The sequence below is a fragment of the Comamonas thiooxydans genome, assembly GCF_000964545.1.
In the GTDB taxonomy this organism is placed as follows: domain Bacteria; phylum Pseudomonadota; class Gammaproteobacteria; order Burkholderiales; family Burkholderiaceae_C; genus Comamonas; species Comamonas thiooxydans.
In genome coordinates, this window is record NZ_BBVD01000005.1 from 14,597 (window position 1) to 32,223 (window position 17,627).

At 55.5% G+C, this 17,627-nt stretch carries 12 protein-coding genes and 5 pseudogenes; 10 read left to right on the top strand and 7 right to left on the bottom strand.

The genetic code is table 11. The features are described from left to right. Positions 1–18: 18 nt before the first annotated feature. From Cth01_RS07670 to Cth01_RS07695, 5 genes and pseudogenes are all read left to right on the top strand, one after another. Positions 19–153, top strand: a pseudogene (locus Cth01_RS07670) (helix-turn-helix domain-containing protein); the annotation flags it as partial. 173 nt (positions 154–326) lie between these two features. Then, positions 327–733: pseudogene (locus Cth01_RS07675) on the top strand (transposase); the annotation flags it as partial. Positions 734–850: 117 nt separating this feature from the next. Next, positions 851–1,905, top strand: a pseudogene (locus tag Cth01_RS07680) (IS110 family RNA-guided transposase). Positions 1,906–2,356: 451 nt separating this feature from the next. Next, entirely contained in the window at positions 2,357–2,713 is a 357-nt protein-coding gene (locus Cth01_RS07685) for a hypothetical protein (protein WP_045838880.1), read from the top strand. Positions 2,714–3,811: 1,098 nt separating this feature from the next. Beyond that, positions 3,812–3,973, top strand: coding sequence for a hypothetical protein (locus tag Cth01_RS07695; protein ID WP_156160273.1), 162 nt, complete (start codon positions 3,812–3,814; stop codon positions 3,971–3,973). A 161-nt stretch (positions 3,974–4,134) separates the two neighbouring features. On the opposite strand, the gene Cth01_RS07700 is transcribed toward Cth01_RS07695, so the two are convergent. The 5 genes from Cth01_RS07700 to Cth01_RS07720 all read right to left on the bottom strand — a co-directional run bounded on the left by Cth01_RS07700 (position 4,135) and on the right by Cth01_RS07720 (position 9,052). Beyond that, positions 4,135–4,881, bottom strand: coding sequence for an HNH endonuclease family protein (locus Cth01_RS07700; RefSeq protein WP_045838882.1), 747 nt, complete (start codon positions 4,879–4,881; stop codon positions 4,135–4,137). After that, positions 4,874–6,127 (bottom strand): AAA family ATPase, encoded by a 1,254-nt coding sequence (locus tag Cth01_RS07705; RefSeq protein ID WP_072248239.1) that lies wholly within the window; start codon positions 6,125–6,127, stop codon positions 4,874–4,876. The genes Cth01_RS07700 and Cth01_RS07705 overlap by 8 nt, the downstream gene beginning before the upstream one ends. Before the next feature lie 242 nt (positions 6,128–6,369). Continuing rightward, complete coding sequence (locus Cth01_RS07710; RefSeq protein ID WP_052703275.1) at positions 6,370–7,758, bottom strand: zonular occludens toxin domain-containing protein; 1,389 nt, start codon at positions 7,756–7,758, stop codon at positions 6,370–6,372. Beyond that, positions 7,755–8,144 carry a DUF2523 family protein gene (locus Cth01_RS07715; protein WP_052703276.1) on the bottom strand — a complete coding sequence of 130 codons (390 nt, stop codon included), beginning with the start codon at positions 8,142–8,144 and terminating at the stop codon, positions 7,755–7,757. The genes Cth01_RS07710 and Cth01_RS07715 overlap by 4 nt, the downstream gene beginning before the upstream one ends. A 2-nt stretch (positions 8,145–8,146) precedes the next feature. After that, on the bottom strand, positions 8,147–9,052 hold the full coding sequence (locus Cth01_RS07720) for a hypothetical protein (RefSeq protein ID WP_045838883.1): 906 nt from the start codon (positions 9,050–9,052) through the stop codon (positions 8,147–8,149). Between the two features lie 595 nt (positions 9,053–9,647). Here Cth01_RS07720 and Cth01_RS07725 point away from each other — a divergent pair. Then, positions 9,648–10,868 carry an MFS transporter gene (locus Cth01_RS07725; RefSeq protein ID WP_045838884.1) on the top strand — a complete coding sequence of 407 codons (1,221 nt, stop codon included), beginning with the start codon at positions 9,648–9,650 and terminating at the stop codon, positions 10,866–10,868. Positions 10,869–10,876: 8 nt separating this feature from the next. Here the strand turns inward: Cth01_RS07725 and Cth01_RS07730 are convergent, their stop codons facing one another. After that, positions 10,877–12,592, bottom strand: a complete 1,716-nt coding sequence (locus tag Cth01_RS07730) for a bifunctional protein-serine/threonine kinase/phosphatase (protein ID WP_045838885.1) — start codon at positions 12,590–12,592, stop codon at positions 10,877–10,879. A gap of 338 nt (positions 12,593–12,930) precedes the next feature. Here Cth01_RS07730 and nirB point away from each other — a divergent pair, with 338 nt between their 5' ends. From nirB to Cth01_RS24120, 3 genes and pseudogenes are all read left to right on the top strand, one after another. Then, entirely contained in the window at positions 12,931–15,516 is a 2,586-nt protein-coding gene (gene nirB / locus Cth01_RS07735; RefSeq protein ID WP_045838887.1) for a nitrite reductase large subunit NirB, read from the top strand. A gap of 18 nt (positions 15,517–15,534) precedes the next feature. After that, on the top strand, positions 15,535–15,939 hold the full coding sequence (gene nirD / locus Cth01_RS07740; RefSeq protein ID WP_045838888.1) for a nitrite reductase small subunit NirD: 405 nt from the start codon (positions 15,535–15,537) through the stop codon (positions 15,937–15,939). Between the two features lie 6 nt (positions 15,940–15,945). After that, positions 15,946–16,636: pseudogene (locus Cth01_RS24120) on the top strand (molybdopterin-binding domain-containing protein); the annotation flags it as partial. Here Cth01_RS24120 and Cth01_RS23970 read toward each other — a convergent pair. Further along, a pseudogene (locus Cth01_RS23970) lies at positions 16,635–16,968 on the bottom strand (IS3 family transposase); the annotation flags it as partial. The pseudogenes Cth01_RS24120 and Cth01_RS23970 overlap by 2 nt on opposite strands. Positions 16,969–17,127: 159 nt before the next feature. On the opposite strand from Cth01_RS23970, the gene gloA reads away from it, so the two are divergent. After that, on the top strand, positions 17,128–17,577 hold the full coding sequence (gene gloA / locus Cth01_RS07750; protein ID WP_045838889.1) for a lactoylglutathione lyase: 450 nt from the start codon (positions 17,128–17,130) through the stop codon (positions 17,575–17,577). Positions 17,578–17,627 lie beyond the last annotated feature (50 nt).

Here is a 17,627-nt window from a genome sequence, read left to right on the forward strand (position 1 = left end):
TGCAGCAGGAGACCAGGAGTGATTGACGTGGCCACTTTGAGTGTCATCCGGCGCTGGGCTCTGCGTGAGAACCTGTCCATCCGAGAGATCGCCCGCAGAACTGGGCTTTCTCGCAATACCATCCGCAAGTATTTGCGCTCCGACGACCGTGCCTTTGCGGTGTTTGGAGGCTACGACAACATGCGCACAGCCGTCGATCGTGTCAGCCGTGGCAAGCTCAGAGAGGTCAATGCCAGATTCAGTGCTATGCATCTGTTTTAGAAGGGAAAATTCTATTCCAATAAATTTTCGATGGTGCCCTGCCATTCATTTTGTGAGCCTCCGACGTGCTGCAGCATTTGCCCGAGGATGAAGCGCTTGAGTGCCTGACAGTCGATGCTGCCTACGGCACGCAGCCCGTCCATGAAGCAGTCATCAGAGGTGGCGCTATGCCAGCCATTCCACCTCGAAAGAATGCCCGAATCCGCAAGGGCAGTGTCTTTGTGCATCGCAATGCTGCGATTGCAGCATGTAGGCGACTGGGGCAAGATCAGGGCGAAGTCTCTGGAAATGCTGGAGTGCCTACGAAACCAAGATGCACTGCATCAAGCGACTGGGCGAGCGTGTGATGTCTCGTACCTTTGAACGCCAAGTCAACGAGCTACATATCCGGGCAGCGATCTTGAATCGATTCACTGAACTGGGCCGTCCACAGACGGCAGCGGTGGCTGACCTACGGCGGGAGTTTGGGTAGGTTCGTCTCAAACTAGATTTGAATACGAAGGACTTCCCGCCATCTTGGCCTGCTGGATACGCAGTGCCACGATGGATCGGCAAGCCAATTTCTTCGTCATTCATCAGGAGTCGTGCCATGCAAACCATCGTCCGTGTTGGGGTAGATCTCGCAAAGAATGTGCTGCAGGTCCATGCAGTCGATGCTCAAGGGAGGATGGTCACTAACCGGGCCATCCAGCGCAGCAAGTTCTTGGCATGGTGTGCGCAATTACCTGCAGGGTGTCTGGTGGCCATGGAGGCTTGTGGTGGTGCGCACCACTGGTGTCGGGCTTGGATGCACGCATGATGGCAGCGGCACTGGTCGCACCCTATCGCATGCAGGGCAAGAGCGGTAAAAACGATGCCAATGATGCGGCTGCCATTTGTGAGGCAGCCAGTCGCCCTCAGATGCGCTTTGTCCCCGTTAAGACTCCAGAGCAGCAGGGCATACTATGTGTGCATCGGCTGCGCGAAGGGTTCAAAGAGGAACGCACAGCATGCATTAACCGTATTCGAGGATTGCTCGCCGAGTTTGGCATTGTTCTGCCGCAAAGCCCCAAAGTCTTGCGCACCTATTTGCACGATATCTTGGAAGATGCGACCAATGACATCGCAGGCGCAGCCCGCATTGCGCTGCAGCGTGCACTCATGCATTGGCAAGAGCTCGATGAACATCTTCACTGGTGCGAGCAGCGTATTGCCGCTCACTGTAAAGAAGATGCACAGGTGCAGCGAGCTGCCGCCATCAAGGGCTTGGGGCCACTCACTGCATCAGCGATGGTCGCCACTGTGGGCGACTTCAGGCAGTTCAAGAACGGTGCACAGTTTGCCGCCTGGCTTGGGTTGACGCCCAGACAGAATTCCAGCGGAGGCAAATCCAATCTGGGTGCCATCACCAAGCGAGGCGATAGTTACCTGCGCACTTTGCTGGTCCAAGGGGCCAAGGCCGCAGTGCTGACCGGCAAACACAACCTCGACCCGATCTCCCAATGGGTGATGGCCTTGAGGCAGCGCAGTGGCTGGCAAAAGGCCGCCGTGGCGTTAGCCAACAAAAATGCACGCATCCTGTGGGCGCTCATGACACAGGAGCGTACCTACGAAGCAGCCCATATCAGCGAACGCCCCAGGCCACCCGTCTCTGCCGTTGCCTGAGACAGGCACTTCAACATGCCAGACGTGAAATCAAAGATGCAATGAACAGGTCAGACCAGCAGCAGGCAAGCTCTGTTGTTGCATTGTGAGTCGCAAGACGTCACGAGATTTGAATGGAGCCCTGCTGCGCGGTTTGTTTCTGGGGGCGCACACCTCGTGCCTAACCCCGTCTGTAGATGTGCAGTCTGTTCCTCGTTTCAAGCACCTGGATCGTCTTGGCAGACAGGTCAGTCAAAAAGCGCTTGCATTGACGGGAAGTCCCTGTAATGCAGCAACGCCTTTGGAATGTACAAGCGTTTACCTCACACTTTTTCCAGGTAAAACGTTGTACAAAAACTCTTTCGGCTTTGGCGCCAAAGGAATGAGCATGTTCTTGTGTACAAGGATTTACCTCACCCACCTGCCCTTTCGCTGCTGGTCTCTCAAGGTTGTGCATGCCGAAACCTAGGTGATGTTTAGAGCACCTTACCCTGCACATTTGCCGCATCTGCAATACATCCTTGATGATCTGCGCTACAGCGATGCACAGCTCGCTAGGCTTCTAGACCTCAAGCCAGCTACCATCAAAAAATATCGGCGCGAGGGGCAAGCTCCTCGCGCCGTTCATTTGGCACTGTTTTGGGAATCACGATGGGGAATTTCTACCATCGACGCGATCGCCTTCAATCATGCAGCGGGCAACTACGCACTAGCCGAATCGCTCAAGCGCACAAATGCTAGGCTTGTCAAGCAAATCTTGACCATGGAAAAGGAGCTTGCGAGGCATAAAACCGCGCCCGCAAACGCTCCAGTTTTTCAGATTGGCTAACAACCAATGCGAAATTGTCTATCACGAGCTTTACGTCGCTCTTCACGAATCCAATCCATGGTGTAACCACCACCGCCAATTCGCCCCAAGGAATCCAGCCAATTCACATGCTCATCTAGAGCTCGGCATTCACCAGCATTCGCTCTACCTCCAGTGGGACGAGTTGCGACTGGAACCACTTGCTCAGCGGCAACTGCGTGCGCCCTATCCCGCTGCTGTCTTGCAATTGCTACTTGCTCCTCCCAAGAGACATTAGTCGGAACACGCGCAATGCGATCCATAAAACGCCCGTTGGCAGAGCATGGAACGCTTTCCCATGTGAGGTTGCCTTGAAAGTCTTTGCAGAGATAAATTTCCCGAGAGCTTGGCCCATTGCTTGGCTGCGCAATCTGCCTGCCACCTTCGCAAGGTGTAGTGCTGTAGCTATTTCCACACTGATAAATCTGGCCTGTAGCTTCGGTGCGAGGCTTTTCAGGCACCAAGACTCTTGGTGCAACGACAGTCTGCTCTGGCGGAGGTCGAGATGCAGGTAGTTGAGGAGCCGCCGGAGGAGGCCCAACTAAAAAGCGCAATATTTCAGACTGATATCTGTATACAAGTGCACCAGCCATAAGCACGGCAATCGTAAGAACGAGCTTTGCAAAAAAGCTCATTTCATTTTTCCCACTCGTGAATGGATTATCGCGCTGCCATCCACCAGGATCGTAATGTCCCATAACCCCCTCCTCTTTCCCGAATCATAGGACAGAAGCGCTCCCGCACTACTCCCAAAGATTGAGCACTCTACGGTGCTCTAAGTGCTCGCCGCACGGCGTCAGCTGTCCGTGACACGTCGCGCCCAGCACCATTCCCCGGAGTTTTCGCCGCTTCGGCCACGCTAAATCAGGAGCGGCCTACGGCCTTGTCCTTTCTCCGGGGGTATTCATAAAGCTTCGCTTTACAAAGCTTCCCCACTCCGAAACGCCATCCTGATACCGCTAAAGGCACGGCGAAGAACTCAGGGGAACGGTGCAAGCAAGGGACAGTTAAACGGGCAGCAGACAGTTGACGACCCGGCTCCGAATCTAGGGGCCCGGTACACCAGAAAGGCGGCACATCATGGCAATCGCAGCAAATTTCAGGAAGTATGCAGAGGCAATGGCGCTGCAACTGGTGCTGCCTTTCGGCCGGCCGATCTGGAACACTTCGCGCCCCACAACGCGCCTCGGCCGCGAGATCCGCTCATACATCACCAAGGCCATAGGCGCGCGGCCTGGTTGAATATCCGGCGCTCCCTGCAATCCCTCAGTGGTGGAAGGATGCTCAGACACGCGCGCGAGCCTTCGTTAAGTTTGCGAAGGAAGGTCAGCTCAAGATCGACTTGAGCCAGCGAAAACCGACCATCAATAAGCCAAACTAGAAAATCCGGCTATCACTGCTTTTTATGCAATCTGTTCACCGACGATAATTTTTGCTTCATGATATGGAGCACACCTTTTAAGATAGTCCTTGCAGAATCCTGAAAACGTCTCGGAGGGTTTAGTCATAGATTCCATAATCTCCAGTGCCTCTCTTATTTTTCTCTTTTTGTTCTGCTTCTTGATATCTGTCTCAGCATCTTCGTAATCCTTTATGGCTTCTTCAAGTGATTCGCTAAAACTATGCAGGCTTACTAAAATATCTGCCCTGGGCCTCATCAATCTTACAGAATTCAGTCCACAGACGCTTATAGTCCGCTCGCCGATTTCCTTGTGAATATTATTTACTGCGATTTTTATGTCAGTGTAATGGAATATATCTTCCGGATCAGAATCATAGGGGTTAATAATAGGATAACTTACCGTGTCATGTCCGCCTTTGCGGTCATTGCATTTTCTACATGCCGGAAGGAAGTTTTCCCAATTAAATGCTAGCGCAGGATAGATCGACTTAGGGGCAAAATGTTCCACCTCGATATTTCCACTCTCCCCGGGCTTTGTCTCACAAAACGCACATTTCTCAAGCGAACTTTTAAATAAGACGCTTTTTATTTCTTGGTGCCGATAATGAATAAGTAGTTTTTCTTTCTGCTCTGCAGGAATTTTTGAGTAACCCCCAAAAACAGTGACTGCCTCGATTAGACTAGTTGTCCACGAATTTTCATTATTTATCAGCACGGCAGGCTTATTATCACGACTTAGCTTAATCATTTGACAGCGCTACCATCGATGCATATCTTGTATTTAAGACGGTCAAAATGGAATCACTCGGGTGAGCCACTTCAGATAGTCTGAAAATAGCATTCTTTAAGCCTTCAATAGACCCCTCTTGGATTTTATCAAAAGATTCAGAAATAAGTATTTCGTAGTCTTTATTCTCTAAACTAACTACACCCATAACTTCCGATAGAATATGATCAGTGCTCCAACCAGAAAATCTCTTAGCCGTTGGCTTAAGAGTTAATTCACTTGTGCCTGCCTCCCTATTCATTATAATTACTTCATTTTCCTTCGCAGATGAAAGCAAATGCGGAGAATGAGTTGTTACTATAAATTGAATATTCGGAAATAAGCTCTCCAATCCATCTCGCAGTGTGAATTGCCACTCAGGATGCAAGTGAAGATCAAGCTCATCCACTAAAACTGAACCCGTAGCATTGGCAGCCAACCTTTCACCTGCACTCCGAGTCGCTTCAACCCATTGAAATATATTAGCGACTATTGATAATACTGCCTGAAAGCCGGCAGAGAGCTCCTCCATGTAGCACTCTTCACCATAAATTGAAAATATTGGCTCAAAGTCTTTCTCGGTTCTAATATAAGAGAAATTACTATTAAATGGCGCCAGAGCGGGGAGCTTTTCAATTAATCTTTTCCAATTTTCTCTTTCTTCTGTCGCCCATTCCTTATCAATCATAAAATATCGATTAATGAACCACTGCTTAATATCTATAGGATTTACTCCATATAATGACTGTGTTCCATTTGATGAATATTTTTGGCGCTGCTGCGCAAGCCCCAGCTCTCGAGTCATCCCATCTATCTGATGATATTTAATACTTCTTTCTGCTCCAATAAATAGTGGGCAGAACCCATCCAGCTTTTTATCGGTTTCATGTAGCAAGACAGATTCCCGGCCCATCTCCCTGTCCGGGTGATTCCATGCCCTTATTGAATGTCTTCTATAGCCCCTGGGATCGATAGAGTTCCCACCAATTCCAACTCTCTTTTTTTCTCCTAAAACCATCATATCGATCCAGAACTTAGAGCCCTCATGAAATCTGGAATATTCAAAAGCGGCATGGTTTAGACAGTGAGATATTCCAGCCAGAATTGAAGTTTTACCGCAGCCATTTGGCCCGGCGATAAAATTGAAATTTTTATTAAACTCAACATCCAGCGTTTTGAACTGTCTAAAATTTTCCAGATGTAGTTTCTCGATGTAGCTTGATGTCAATTTATACCGCCATTTTTACGTGTACAACAAGATTAAGACAACACAAAAACAATATTCGTCAATCTCTTAGGAATTAATATAGCCTCATAAGAAAAAGTGAGCAATCGCAAACAATATTTGCAGATGATCCCAAAATTTCGAGATTAAGGAAAGTTCATCACTCGCGTAAGACCACCTAACTCGCTCAGATATGGTCATGCGCAGCCACTGGTACAACCCGCCAGCTCCGTCGAGATACAAACTCAGTTATCCATCAGGACAGAGCGCACCTGAGAATTGCGCCTGGCCAGGGCTTCCAGATAGCCACCTGCCTGTTGCTGCTGTTCTTGGCGTACCTGGGCCACTTCCTGGGGCATTGGCGCGTTGCTGTAGCGGGTGTTGCGGCCATCGCTGCGGGAGCCAGTCGCTGCATCGACCACAAGGGGCCTGTCCTGGCCGCCGGTGTTCAGGTATGGCGCGTCGCAGGTGACAGGGCGGACTACACCGTCGAACTTCACTGTGACCATGCAGTTCGCCATGCGCTTGACGCTGTAGCCAGCAGCCTCCAGGTCTTCGCTTGTGACCTCAAACATGCGGCGGGTACCGTCGCTGACGATGAAGAGCGTGATGCTTTTGTCCTTCTTCGACAGATGCCCGGCAACGTGTAGCTGCTTGCCGAACAGCGGTTCTTTGGTCTGAGGTACGGCCTCAGCTGGGGCCGCGGTGGCCTGCTGAGGCTCCGAAGGCTTAGGCTCGGTCGGCGTGGGTGCTGGTGACGCGGCGACAGGGGTTGCAGCAGCACCAGGTGCGGGGCCAAGGACGCGCGGCTTGACGGGTGGCGAAGGCACGACCTTGCGGCCCCAGACATCGTGCTCACCATCAGGCCAAAAGGCCCAGATCACCAGAAGCACCGACAGGACTAGCCACAACTTCTTGAAACGGTTGAATTTGACGATCATGGGGTTGACGTCAGTCACCCCAGATTCAGCAGAGCCGCTGCTTTGCGTGTTGCTGCGGTACAGGCCGAAATACTGGCTCTTGTATTCGCGTTCGTCGGTCTGGATGACTGCACCGCGATAGCCCGCATGTACCTTGCGGATGTAGCTCTCTTTCCTGCCCAGGATGTCGGCCTTGCGGCACTTGATGAGCGTGGCGATGAGCTGCGCGATGGGCTGGTTGATGTCGCGAAAGCTTTGCGTCATCAGCAGCACATCGGCGTTGTAGTGTCGATGCAGCTTGAACCACTGCACGACGCTTTCAGGTGTGCCTAGCTTGGGCAGTGCGACGTGACATTCGTCGATAACGTACAGTGGGCCTTGGTTTTTGGTGCCGCGCCATTCGCTGTAGTAGTCCCAGACGGTACCGAATGTAAAAACGTTCTCGGACTGGGGAATGGGCTCTTTGTCCGTCCAAAGCTGAAACGCTTCCTGCTCTGCAATGTTGGCCGCGTTCCAGTCGCCGAGCTGGGGCGTTGGCCTGGTGCGAACTTCGACCAGGTCGCGATAACTCGGGTCGATGGCCGCGAGAGCATCGATGTTCAGCGGCAGGTTTGTGATGACCTTGCGGCCGGCCTGGAGCGCGGGCAGCACGTGATAGGCCACTGCCTCATAGCTTTTGCCAGAGCCAGGGATTCCCTCTAGTCCATTGATCATGAGCCAAGCCTTGTGAACGGGATGAGCTGGAGCGCCAACCGTATGCCGATAGCCGTGACGACGATGCCCACGGCTGTGCCGATGCCCGAGAGCTGCATCACAGTGACGATCTCGGGCGGCAGGTTGATGTTGTCGGCAATGCCCTTGAGCGGTGACACATCGACCGCATCAAGGGCGACTTTGATGATCTCGAAGAGCTTTTCAATCAGCCAAGACACGGCGTCCGTGAACATGTCCCAGGCGGCCTTGATGATGGCCTTGATAAGGTCTGCAGCCCACTTGTACCAGGCATCAACGACATCCTTGGCCCATTTGAAATACTCAGTCAGAGACTCCGTGAGCCAGGAGAAAAATGCATCAATACGACGCTTGAGCCAGTCGAACATGCTCAGCCTCCGAAGATCAGACGACGCGCGGTAATGAGTGCGGTCAGGATGGTGATGGCCTTCAACACTTCCCAAAGCCACAACGGGGGCGAGATGTCATGCGTACCGAAATCACCCAACGGCCTAAAGTTGAAATCAACGATCCAGACTGGTGCAGATCCGCCGTCCGCGATCTTTGGCATCAGGGCCATAGCGAGCGAGCCAAGGCCGGAGTTCTTGATGCCTGCACTGCTTTGCTTCCAGACCTCTACAGGCCCCTGCGGATACTTAGGCTCATAGAGCTTGCCGAAATCACCAGCCCCCGTGCCTGGCAGGCCAGCTTTGCCGGGGCCGCCACCCGTGTCGTTGCCGCAGTCGGTAATGGTGCAGCCGTCGCCATCACCATCGCCATTGCCGCTTCCAGTGCCTGAACCTGTGCCGCTCTGGCTATCTTTGCCTGGCACCGGATTGGCGTTGACCGCAGCGCAAAGAAAGCCATCCTTGTTTTTGGCCTTGGCGCAGTACTGGTCTTGACTGATCTTGTCTGTCGAAGTCGTGGTGCCTGTGACGTTGCCGTTAGCGTCCTTAGTGGTCTTGGTCGTGGTGGACTCACAGACGCCGTTAGAGCATGTCGTCGTAGTCTTTCCTTCGGTTTTGGTGCCATCGCTGTTTGTGGTGGTACCCGTCCAATCCACGCCAGTTGCGCTGGCTGCAGGGATGCAGACATCTTTGCCGTTCACCGTGCCGGTCTGCCCCGCACAACGCTTGTCGATAGGCTCGGCCTTTTCTGCGGGTGGTGGCGCATCAGGCGCAGAAGGTTCACTAGGTGTGCCGTAGCTGCACTTGCCGCCTGTGAGCGTGCCCATGCCCTTGTACAGGGTCTTGCCGGTGCTATCGGTTACACCTGTGCTTGGGCCGGCATTAGCCATGCAACCTTGACTACAGCCAGGAAACTTAGGTTGGTCCCAGAAGCAACGGCCAAGACACCCGCAGAACCTGCAACGACCTTGGCACCGTAGCGACGGGCGATAGAACGAGTTTTATTGAACATGATTGGACGGGCGTTGGTCCTGTCGGAGATTCGCTTTGTGGTGCTGCGCTCACAAGTAGCTAGACCCGGCTCCGGTCAAGAGCTGCCGACTACCGCAGACTTCTGAACGACGGCTGGAGGTTGAACTGGGTCATCTTCGTGAATCGGTCTGGACGATTGCAAACACGGACGTCAGCTCTTGGTCGCAAAGCGACTTCAACCGGCGGGGTATCCCTTAACACCAAACTCTCCGCCATGGAGGTCGAGAAACGCGGGCCTACGAGGAGTTGGGCCATTTGGTTCGGTAGAACATCACTCCATCATGTTCTTTGCACACTCAAGCGGATGAGCACGGATCTTGCTTAACTGACTTGTAGCCGTTTTTGCAATGAAGCAGATTCGGCTGTATCAGGACAACGACGTCTACGTTAGGCATAGGCCGCTATTGCGGGTAATGCCTGCGTAGACGTTTTCTTTTGTAGGGACAGAAAGCAATGACGGGCTTCCGAAACTTTTTACAAGCTGGGCATGCACCAACCTTGGGCGCATCATTCTTCTATTTCGCCTGCTCATGCGGCATTTGGGTCATCAATGGTGCAATGGCCCCTTTTCTCAGCGAGAGCTTTAATCTGACACCGGCGCAGAAGGGCCTGATGCTATCCATCCCGATCTTCGCGGGGTCGCTGATGCGCTTTCCGCTGGGATTACTGGCTCAGTACATCGGTAGAAAGAATGCCACCCTGGTTGAGATGGTGGGCATCGCCATCGCAATGTTGTACGGCTACTTCGCCGTTGACTCCTTTGGTGATCTGCTGGCCATGGGCGTTTTGCTAGGCATTGCTGGTGCCAGCTTCGGCGTAGCTCTTTCACTCGGTTCAGGCTCATTTCCACCGCGCTACAAGGGACTAGCAATGGGACTAGTTGGTGCCGGCAACATCGGAACGGCCTTTGCCGCACTGCTGGCACCGCAGTTGGCACAGGCCTTTGGCTGGCAGGCCGTATACGGCTTTGCGGCTCTAGGTATTCTGGTGCCTATGGTCGTAATGATTGTGTTTGCCCGAGAACCCGCAGACCGTGATGCACATGCCACTCTGCGTGACCATGTTGCCTGCCTTTTCGAGAAGGACGGCTGGGCTTTCAGCCTAATTTATGCCGTCACCTTTGGCGGCTTCATTGGCTTAGCCACTTTTCTGCCAAGCTACTTTTATGACCAATTCGGTGTGAGCAAAGTTGAAGCTGGGCAGTTGACCATGCTGGCTGCGTTTATGGGTGCAACTACGCGCATTTTTGGCGGCTGGCTGTCGGATCACTGGGGCGGAGTGAACACGCTCACAGCAGTGCTGGTCGTCGTCTTCATTAGCTTGCTGCTTTGCGGACTCAGCGGCCACTCCTTAACTCTCACAGTGCTGTTCTTCTTGGTATGTTTTGCCGCCTTGGGAGCTGGCAATGGTGCCTTGTTCCAATTGGTTCCTCTGCGGTGGCCAACAACCACTGCTGTGGCCGGCTCCATGATCGGAGAGTTGGGCGCTTTGGGCGGCGGCTTGATCCCTGCAAGCATGGGTTTGTCGCAACAGCACACCGGCAGTTACTTCTCAGGATTCGCTGTGTTTGCCTGCTTTTCACTAGTCATGTTGGTGATGCTGCGCTACATGCAACTGCGCTGGACACGCACCTGGGCGGAGAAAGGCGGTCGCGCACGCACCGTTCCGGCTTGATTCAAAGCTCAGCGTGGCAGGAACAGTAACCAGTAAAGCAGCGCCACATTGAGCACAACGCTGAAGGCGAGCGCTGTCTTCCAACCGAATGCTGGATCGCGCTCAAGGAGTGGACTGGACGCTTGCGGCAATAGTGGCCGCGCAGCTCCGCGCTCTAACGCCAGCAACATTTCTTCGGCCGTCTCGAAGCGCTGTGCAGGATCGCGAGCGATCGCCTTAAGAACGATGGCATCCAGCCAGATTGGTACTTGTGGGCTGTGACGACTGGGAGGTATTGGGTCACGCCAGTAGCGCCCTCTCTGGTAAGCGATAACCTCACCATAGGGCAGACGTCCACTTGTCAATAGCTGGTACAGCGTCACGCCCAAAGCGAACAGGTCGCTGCCCGCACTTGCTGGCACTGGCGGATCGTCCCACTGCTCGGGGTTCATGTAGCTAGCAGTACCCGCATGTAAGGCACGCAGTTCGGGAGGCTCTCGGCCAGTCAGCGCAACGCCAAGGTCGAGCAGACGCAACACCCCATCAACACCGCAGTGAAGGTTCGCGGGCTTGACGTCGCGGTGGATAACACCCTGTCGGTGCAGGTAACCCAGCACACGCGCGGCCTGCTGACCTATGGCAAGCACCTGGTCTACACCAGGCTGATGTCGTCGCTCCAGCCACTGAGAAAGCGTCTCGCCCTCCACCCATTCGTACAAAAGATAGAAAGCTGATGGCAGATCCACCGGCGCAGCATGCAGCCGAACCAGATGTCGGGCTGCCGCTCCGGTCTGCAGATGGCCGGCCACCCATGCTTCATGGGCCAGAGCAGCCCATTCCTGGCGGTCATGGGCACGCTGTGTGTGCAGCGTTTTGAGCGCATGGCGCTGGCCGCTGCGCTCATCCAGCACTCGGTACACGCGGTAAATGCCACTGTCGGCCACTAAAGCCTCCACACGCAGCCCATCCACCAGACTGCCGGGCCTGAGCAGAGGCAACGGCGGCAGGGACTGTGCGCGACGCATAGTGTCGTCCAGGGTTGCTTCCTTCACGCCCAGCACGCGAACGACCACGGCTGTGAGATTGTCGCGGCTGCCGTTGCGCCACGCGGCATCAGCCAAGCGTTCGGCCAGGGACTGTGCACCGCCCTCGCCCGCCCACTGGGCAAACTCGCGCGGCTTGACGTCATTGTGTATGCCGTCTGACAGCAGTACAAAAATGTCGCCGGGAACCACTTCTCCTTGCCGATAGTCAATGCTGACCCTATCCTCCAGGCCGATGGCGCGCGCCAGGCGGTGCGCGAAGTCCACGCCGCCCATCACATGGTCCTCCGTCAGCTGCTCGATCTGCCCTTGTCGCAACAGGTAGGCACGGGTATCGCCTACATGGGCCAGCGTGAAACTCTGCCCACGTAGAACCAGAGCTGTCAGCGTGGTCAGACCATAGGCCGGCTGACGTCGCCGATTGATGCCATAGAGCCAAGCGTTCTGTGCACCCACGATGCGGTCCAGCGCCACGGTGGGCTCCCAGGTGACTGGCGTGCAAAAGAAGTCGCGTGCCAAACAGGTTACCGTGGTCTGTGCAGCTTCACGGCCCCAGCCACCCGCACTGACACCATCGGCAACGGCGGCGAGCATGCTGGCGTGGCCCGAACTTTCGTCCTGCAGTTGTACTGCCGCGAAGTCCTCGTTGTCCTGCGCACGACCGGAGCGTGAGACCCATCCGATATCCAGTTCAAAAGGCATGAGCGAATCCGTAATGGCATTCCTTGCAATCGCGCCCCACAAGAGTGCCTATCGATGCGGACACCGCACCGAACTGAAGCATCGGTAGATCAGAATCAGCAGCACCTTCGTTTGGAACCACGGTACTGCCAAGCTCCATGAGCAAGAAAACGATTGGCATAAAAAATGCTTTATTCATAGCAACGGTCTGGGCAATGTAGCTCCGACAGTTGAGGACAACGGCGTTTGCGACATACCTGGCCAAAGGTGGCTAGGTCATGGCGCAAGCGCCTTTTTGTTTTTTTAACCGTGAGAGGGAGCGTAACTCGCTTCACTCCCCTCCGACGAAGGGATATCGCATGCCCCACGCGATTCATAAAACACCACGAAAGCTCATCGTTGTTGGTAACGGCATGGTGGGTCAACGCTATGTCGAAGCTCTAACCGAACAATTTCCCAACCTTTGCGCAGCAGGATGGGAAGTGACGGTACTTGGTGAGGAGCCGCGCCCGGCATACGACCGTGTCCACCTGTCGGAGTTCTTCAGTGGCCGCAGCGCCGACGATCTGTCCCTGGTCCCAGAGGGCTTCTACGACCGCCCGGGCCTGACGCTGCGCCTCAATGCCCGCGTTGCCTCCATCGAGCGGCGCGATCGTACGCTGCAACTGACCAATGGTGAAGTACTGGCCTTCGACAAGCTGGTGCTTGCAACGGGCTCCTCACCCTTTGTACCAGGTGTGCCGGGACGCGACCGCCCTCACTGCTTTGTCTACCGAACCATCGAGGACCTCGAAGCCATGCAGGCCTCGGGGGCCAAGTCCCAAAGCGGCGTAGTGGTGGGCGGCGGGCTGCTGGGGCTGGAATGTGCCAAGGCCTTGCGCGACATGGGGCTGCAAACCCATGTCGTGGAGTTCGCACCACGCCTGATGATGGTCCAAGTGGACGAAGGCGGCGGTCGCGTGCTGCGCACCAAGATCGAATCGCTGGGCGTGCAGGCTCACACCAGCCGCAACACTGTTGAGATCACCGATGGCGCCACGGCGCGCCATCGCATGGTGTTCGCCGAAGGAACTTATCTCGAAACCGACATGATCGTGTTCTCGGCCGGCATCCGGCCGCGCGACGAACTGGCACGTCAATGCATGTTGGCCATCGGTCCGCGCGGAGGCATGGTCATTGACGACCACTGTCGCACCAGCGATCACGACATCTATGCCATCGGTGAATGCGCGGCCTGGAATGAGCAGGTCTTCGGTTTGGTCGCGCCAGGCTACGATATGGCCCGCGTTGCCGCAGCTCACTTGGCAGGACAGGCCGATGCCACGTTCACGGGCGCCGACATGAGCACCAAACTCAAGCTCATGGGTGTGGACGTAGCCAGCATCGGGGACGCACTTGGCAAGACGCCGGGTAGTCGCAGCTTTAACTACACCGACGAGCTGCAGCAGATCTATAAGAAAATCGTTGTCAGCGAAGACGGCAAGCGCCTGCTGGGCGCCGTGCTGGTGGGGGATGCCGCAGAGTACGGCACGCTTCTGCAGATGGCGCTCAACAATATGGAGTTGCCCGATGCACCCGGCCAGCTCATCCTGCCAACCAGCGACGGCGCGGCCAAACCAGGCCTCGGCGTGGACGCCCTGCCTGACGCTGCGGTACTGTGCTCGTGTAACAACGTCAGCAAGGGGCAGTTGTGCTCAGCTATCGCTGGCGGTGTGCAAACCATCAGCGAACTTAAATCCTGCACCAAGGTGGGGACCTCCTGCGGCGGCTGCGTGCCGCTGGTTACCCAGGTACTCAAGGCCGAGCTCAAGCGCCAAGGCGTAGCTGTCAACAACCACCTTTGCGAGCATTTTCCGCACTCGCGCCAGGAGCTTTATCACCTGGTGCGCGTTGGCGAAATCCGAACCTTCGCGCAATTGCTGCAGCAACATGGCAAAGGTCATGGCTGCGACATCTGCAAGCCCACGGTGGCCAACATCCTGGCCAGTTGCTGGAACGACTTCGTTCTCGACCGCAACGGTGCGCCGCTGCAGGATAGCAACGACTACTTCCTGGGCAATATCCAGAAGGACGGCACTTATTCCATCGTCCCACGCGTGCCCGCAGGTGAGATCACGCCTGACCAACTGATCGTGATTGGTAAGGTCGCCAAGGACTACGGCCTCTATACCAAGATCACGGGCGGCCAACGCATCGATCTGTTCGGAGCCCAAGTCCACGAACTGCCGCTGATCTGGCGTGAGCTGGTGGATGCAGGCTTTGAATCGGGCCATGCTTATGGCAAGTCGCTGCGTACGGTCAAGAGCTGCGTAGGGTCCACCTGGTGTCGCTATGGCGTGGACGACAGCGTTGGCCTAGCCATCGAGCTGGAGAACCGCTACAAGGGCCTTCGCTCGCCACACAAAATCAAGTTCGGCGTTTCCGGCTGCACACGCGAATGCGCCGAAGCACAGGGCAAGGACGTGGGGGTGATCGCCACAGAAAAAGGCTGGAACCTCTATGTCTGCGGCAACGGCGGCATGAAACCACGCCACGCCGAGCTGCTGGCAGCCGACCTTTCCAAGGATCAGTTGGTACGCCTGATCGACCGCTTCCTGATGTTCTACATCCGTACCGCTGATCGGCTGCAGCGCACCAGCACCTGGCGCGACAACCTCGAAGGCGGCCTGGACTACCTCAGGGCCGTTGTGGTCGACGACAGCCTGGGTCTTGCCTCCGAGCTGGAGGCGCAAATGGCCCATGTCGTGGGCACCTACGCTTGTGAATGGAAGAAGGCCGTGGACGACCCCGCCGTCGTCCGGCGCCTGCGTACCTTCGTCAACAGCGACGCAGGCGACGACAACGTTGTCTTCGTTCAGGAGCGCGGCCAGATCCGACCCGCTACCCAAGCCGAAAAGCACTCACGCCTCAAAGGCATCCCGGTGTTGGTCGAAGCCAGCGTTTGACCCCCTAAGGAGCACCTCATGAACGATACCGCCATTGCGCCAGAACCCACGCGCACCGCCGCACCCACGAGCTCAGCCGCCAACAAGAGCGCAGCCTCTGCTGCCATCTGGCACCGCATCTGCCCTTTCGACGACATCTGGCCCGACACGGGCGTTTGCGCTCTCATCGGGCGTCGTCAGGTGGCCGTCTTTCGGCTGACCGACGGCAGCCTCTACGCCATAGGGAACCATGATCCCCACAGTGGTGCCAACGTACTCTCTCGCGGCATCGTTGGCGACCTGGGCGGCGAACCTGTCGTCGCCTCGCCCATCTACAAGCACCACTATCTGCTGCGCACCGGCGCCTGCGTGGAAGAACCGGACACCATCTTGCCGGTCTACTCCATCGAGCTGCGCGACGGCATCGTCTGGCTCAAGGACTGAGTGCACATGGCCAACGAAGTCTTCTCTGTGTGCCCATACTGCGGCGTTGGCTGCGGTATGAATCTGCATGTGGACCAGGGTAAGGTGATCAAGGTCATCGGCATCAAAAGCCACCCGACCAACTTCGGCCGCCTGTGCACCAAGGACTCCAGCAGCTCGCAGACTTTGAGGGAGTCTGGCCGGATGGAGACCGCATTTGCGCGCATTGACCGTCAGCGCGATCCTGTGCAGGTCAAAATGGACGAGGCCATTACGAAAACTGCCCAGCGCCTCAAGACCATCCTTGACACTCATGGCCCCGATGCTATTTCGTTGTACGTATCGGGCCAGATGTCCCCGGTTCCTACAAGGACTTCGATCAAGCCGATGTCTTTTTCGTGATCGGCGCCAATATGGCCGATTGCCACCCCATCCTGTTCCTGCGCATTGATCGGCAAAGCCGGGGCCTGGATGAGCTGCTGGACCATGGGGCTGAACCAGAGCACGCACGGCACCTGGAACACCAATGCCATCTGTAACTTGCACCTCGCTACCGGTGCAATCTGCAAGCCGGGTAGCGGTCCGTTCTCGCTGACAGGCCAGCCCAACGCAAATGGGGGGACGCGAGATGGGCTATATGGGCCCTGGCCTACCTGGCCAACGGGCAGTGCTGGTGGAAGCTGAGCGCCACTTCGTCGAAGATGTGTGGGACGTACCACGTCACCGTTTCGGCTTTCAGCGGGCTTGTAACGGTAAGTGCTGGATGACGAGCAGTGAGCGGCGTTCGCTGAGTCCACAGCCCATCCTCGCGCCGTGCAGGTGCGCTCACCACTTTTTTCTCAAGGCTTCTTTCGTCACCTCGTTCTCCAACATGGACTCGGCCAGCAGCCGCTTGATACGGGCGTTTTCAAGCTCTAGCTCCTTGAGCTGTTTCGCGTCCGAGACGCTCATGCAGAAACCGTGCCGGCGGCGCAGCTCTGCCACTGGCAGTCCAGACTCCGCTTCTCGCAGGAAGCCAATGATCTGTTCTTCTGTCAATCTCTTTTTCACGTCCAATCTCCTGTCTTCGGGATTGGACTCCAGAGTCAGACGCTACTCAAATCCGGGGGTCGTCGCTCAGCGAGCTGCTCTTGGAGGCATGACTGTAAAAACGTACAAGAAATTACTTCACCCACCTGCAACTCAGAACCTGCTGGCAAAATAGTGCCTATGCGATTCCTCCACACGATGTTGCGCGTTGGCAATCTCCAGCGCTCTATTGATTTCTACACCAACGTCATCGGCATGCAACTGCTGCGCACGTCCGAGAACCCCGAGTACAAGTACTCGTTGGCCTTTCTTGGCTTCGAAGGTGGTAACCCGGGTCAGGCGGAAATTGAGCTGACTTACAACTGGGGAACCGAGAACTATGAGATGGGCACGGCTTACGGTCATATTGCTCTGGGTGTGCCCGATGCCTATGCAGCCTGCGAGAAGATCAAGGCCGCCGGCGGTAATGTGACCCGTGAGGCTGGCCCCGTCAAAGGCGGTAGTACCGTCATTGCTTTTGTGACGGATCCTGATGGCTACAAAATCGAATTAATACAAAAAAAATTAAACGATTACAGCGAAGAACGCCACTCAGACGCAAAAAAAATCGATCCGCTGCGTAGCGCGTAGCAGGTGAGCAATAGAAAAAGCCTACGCGAGTAGGCTTTTTTCTATCCAGT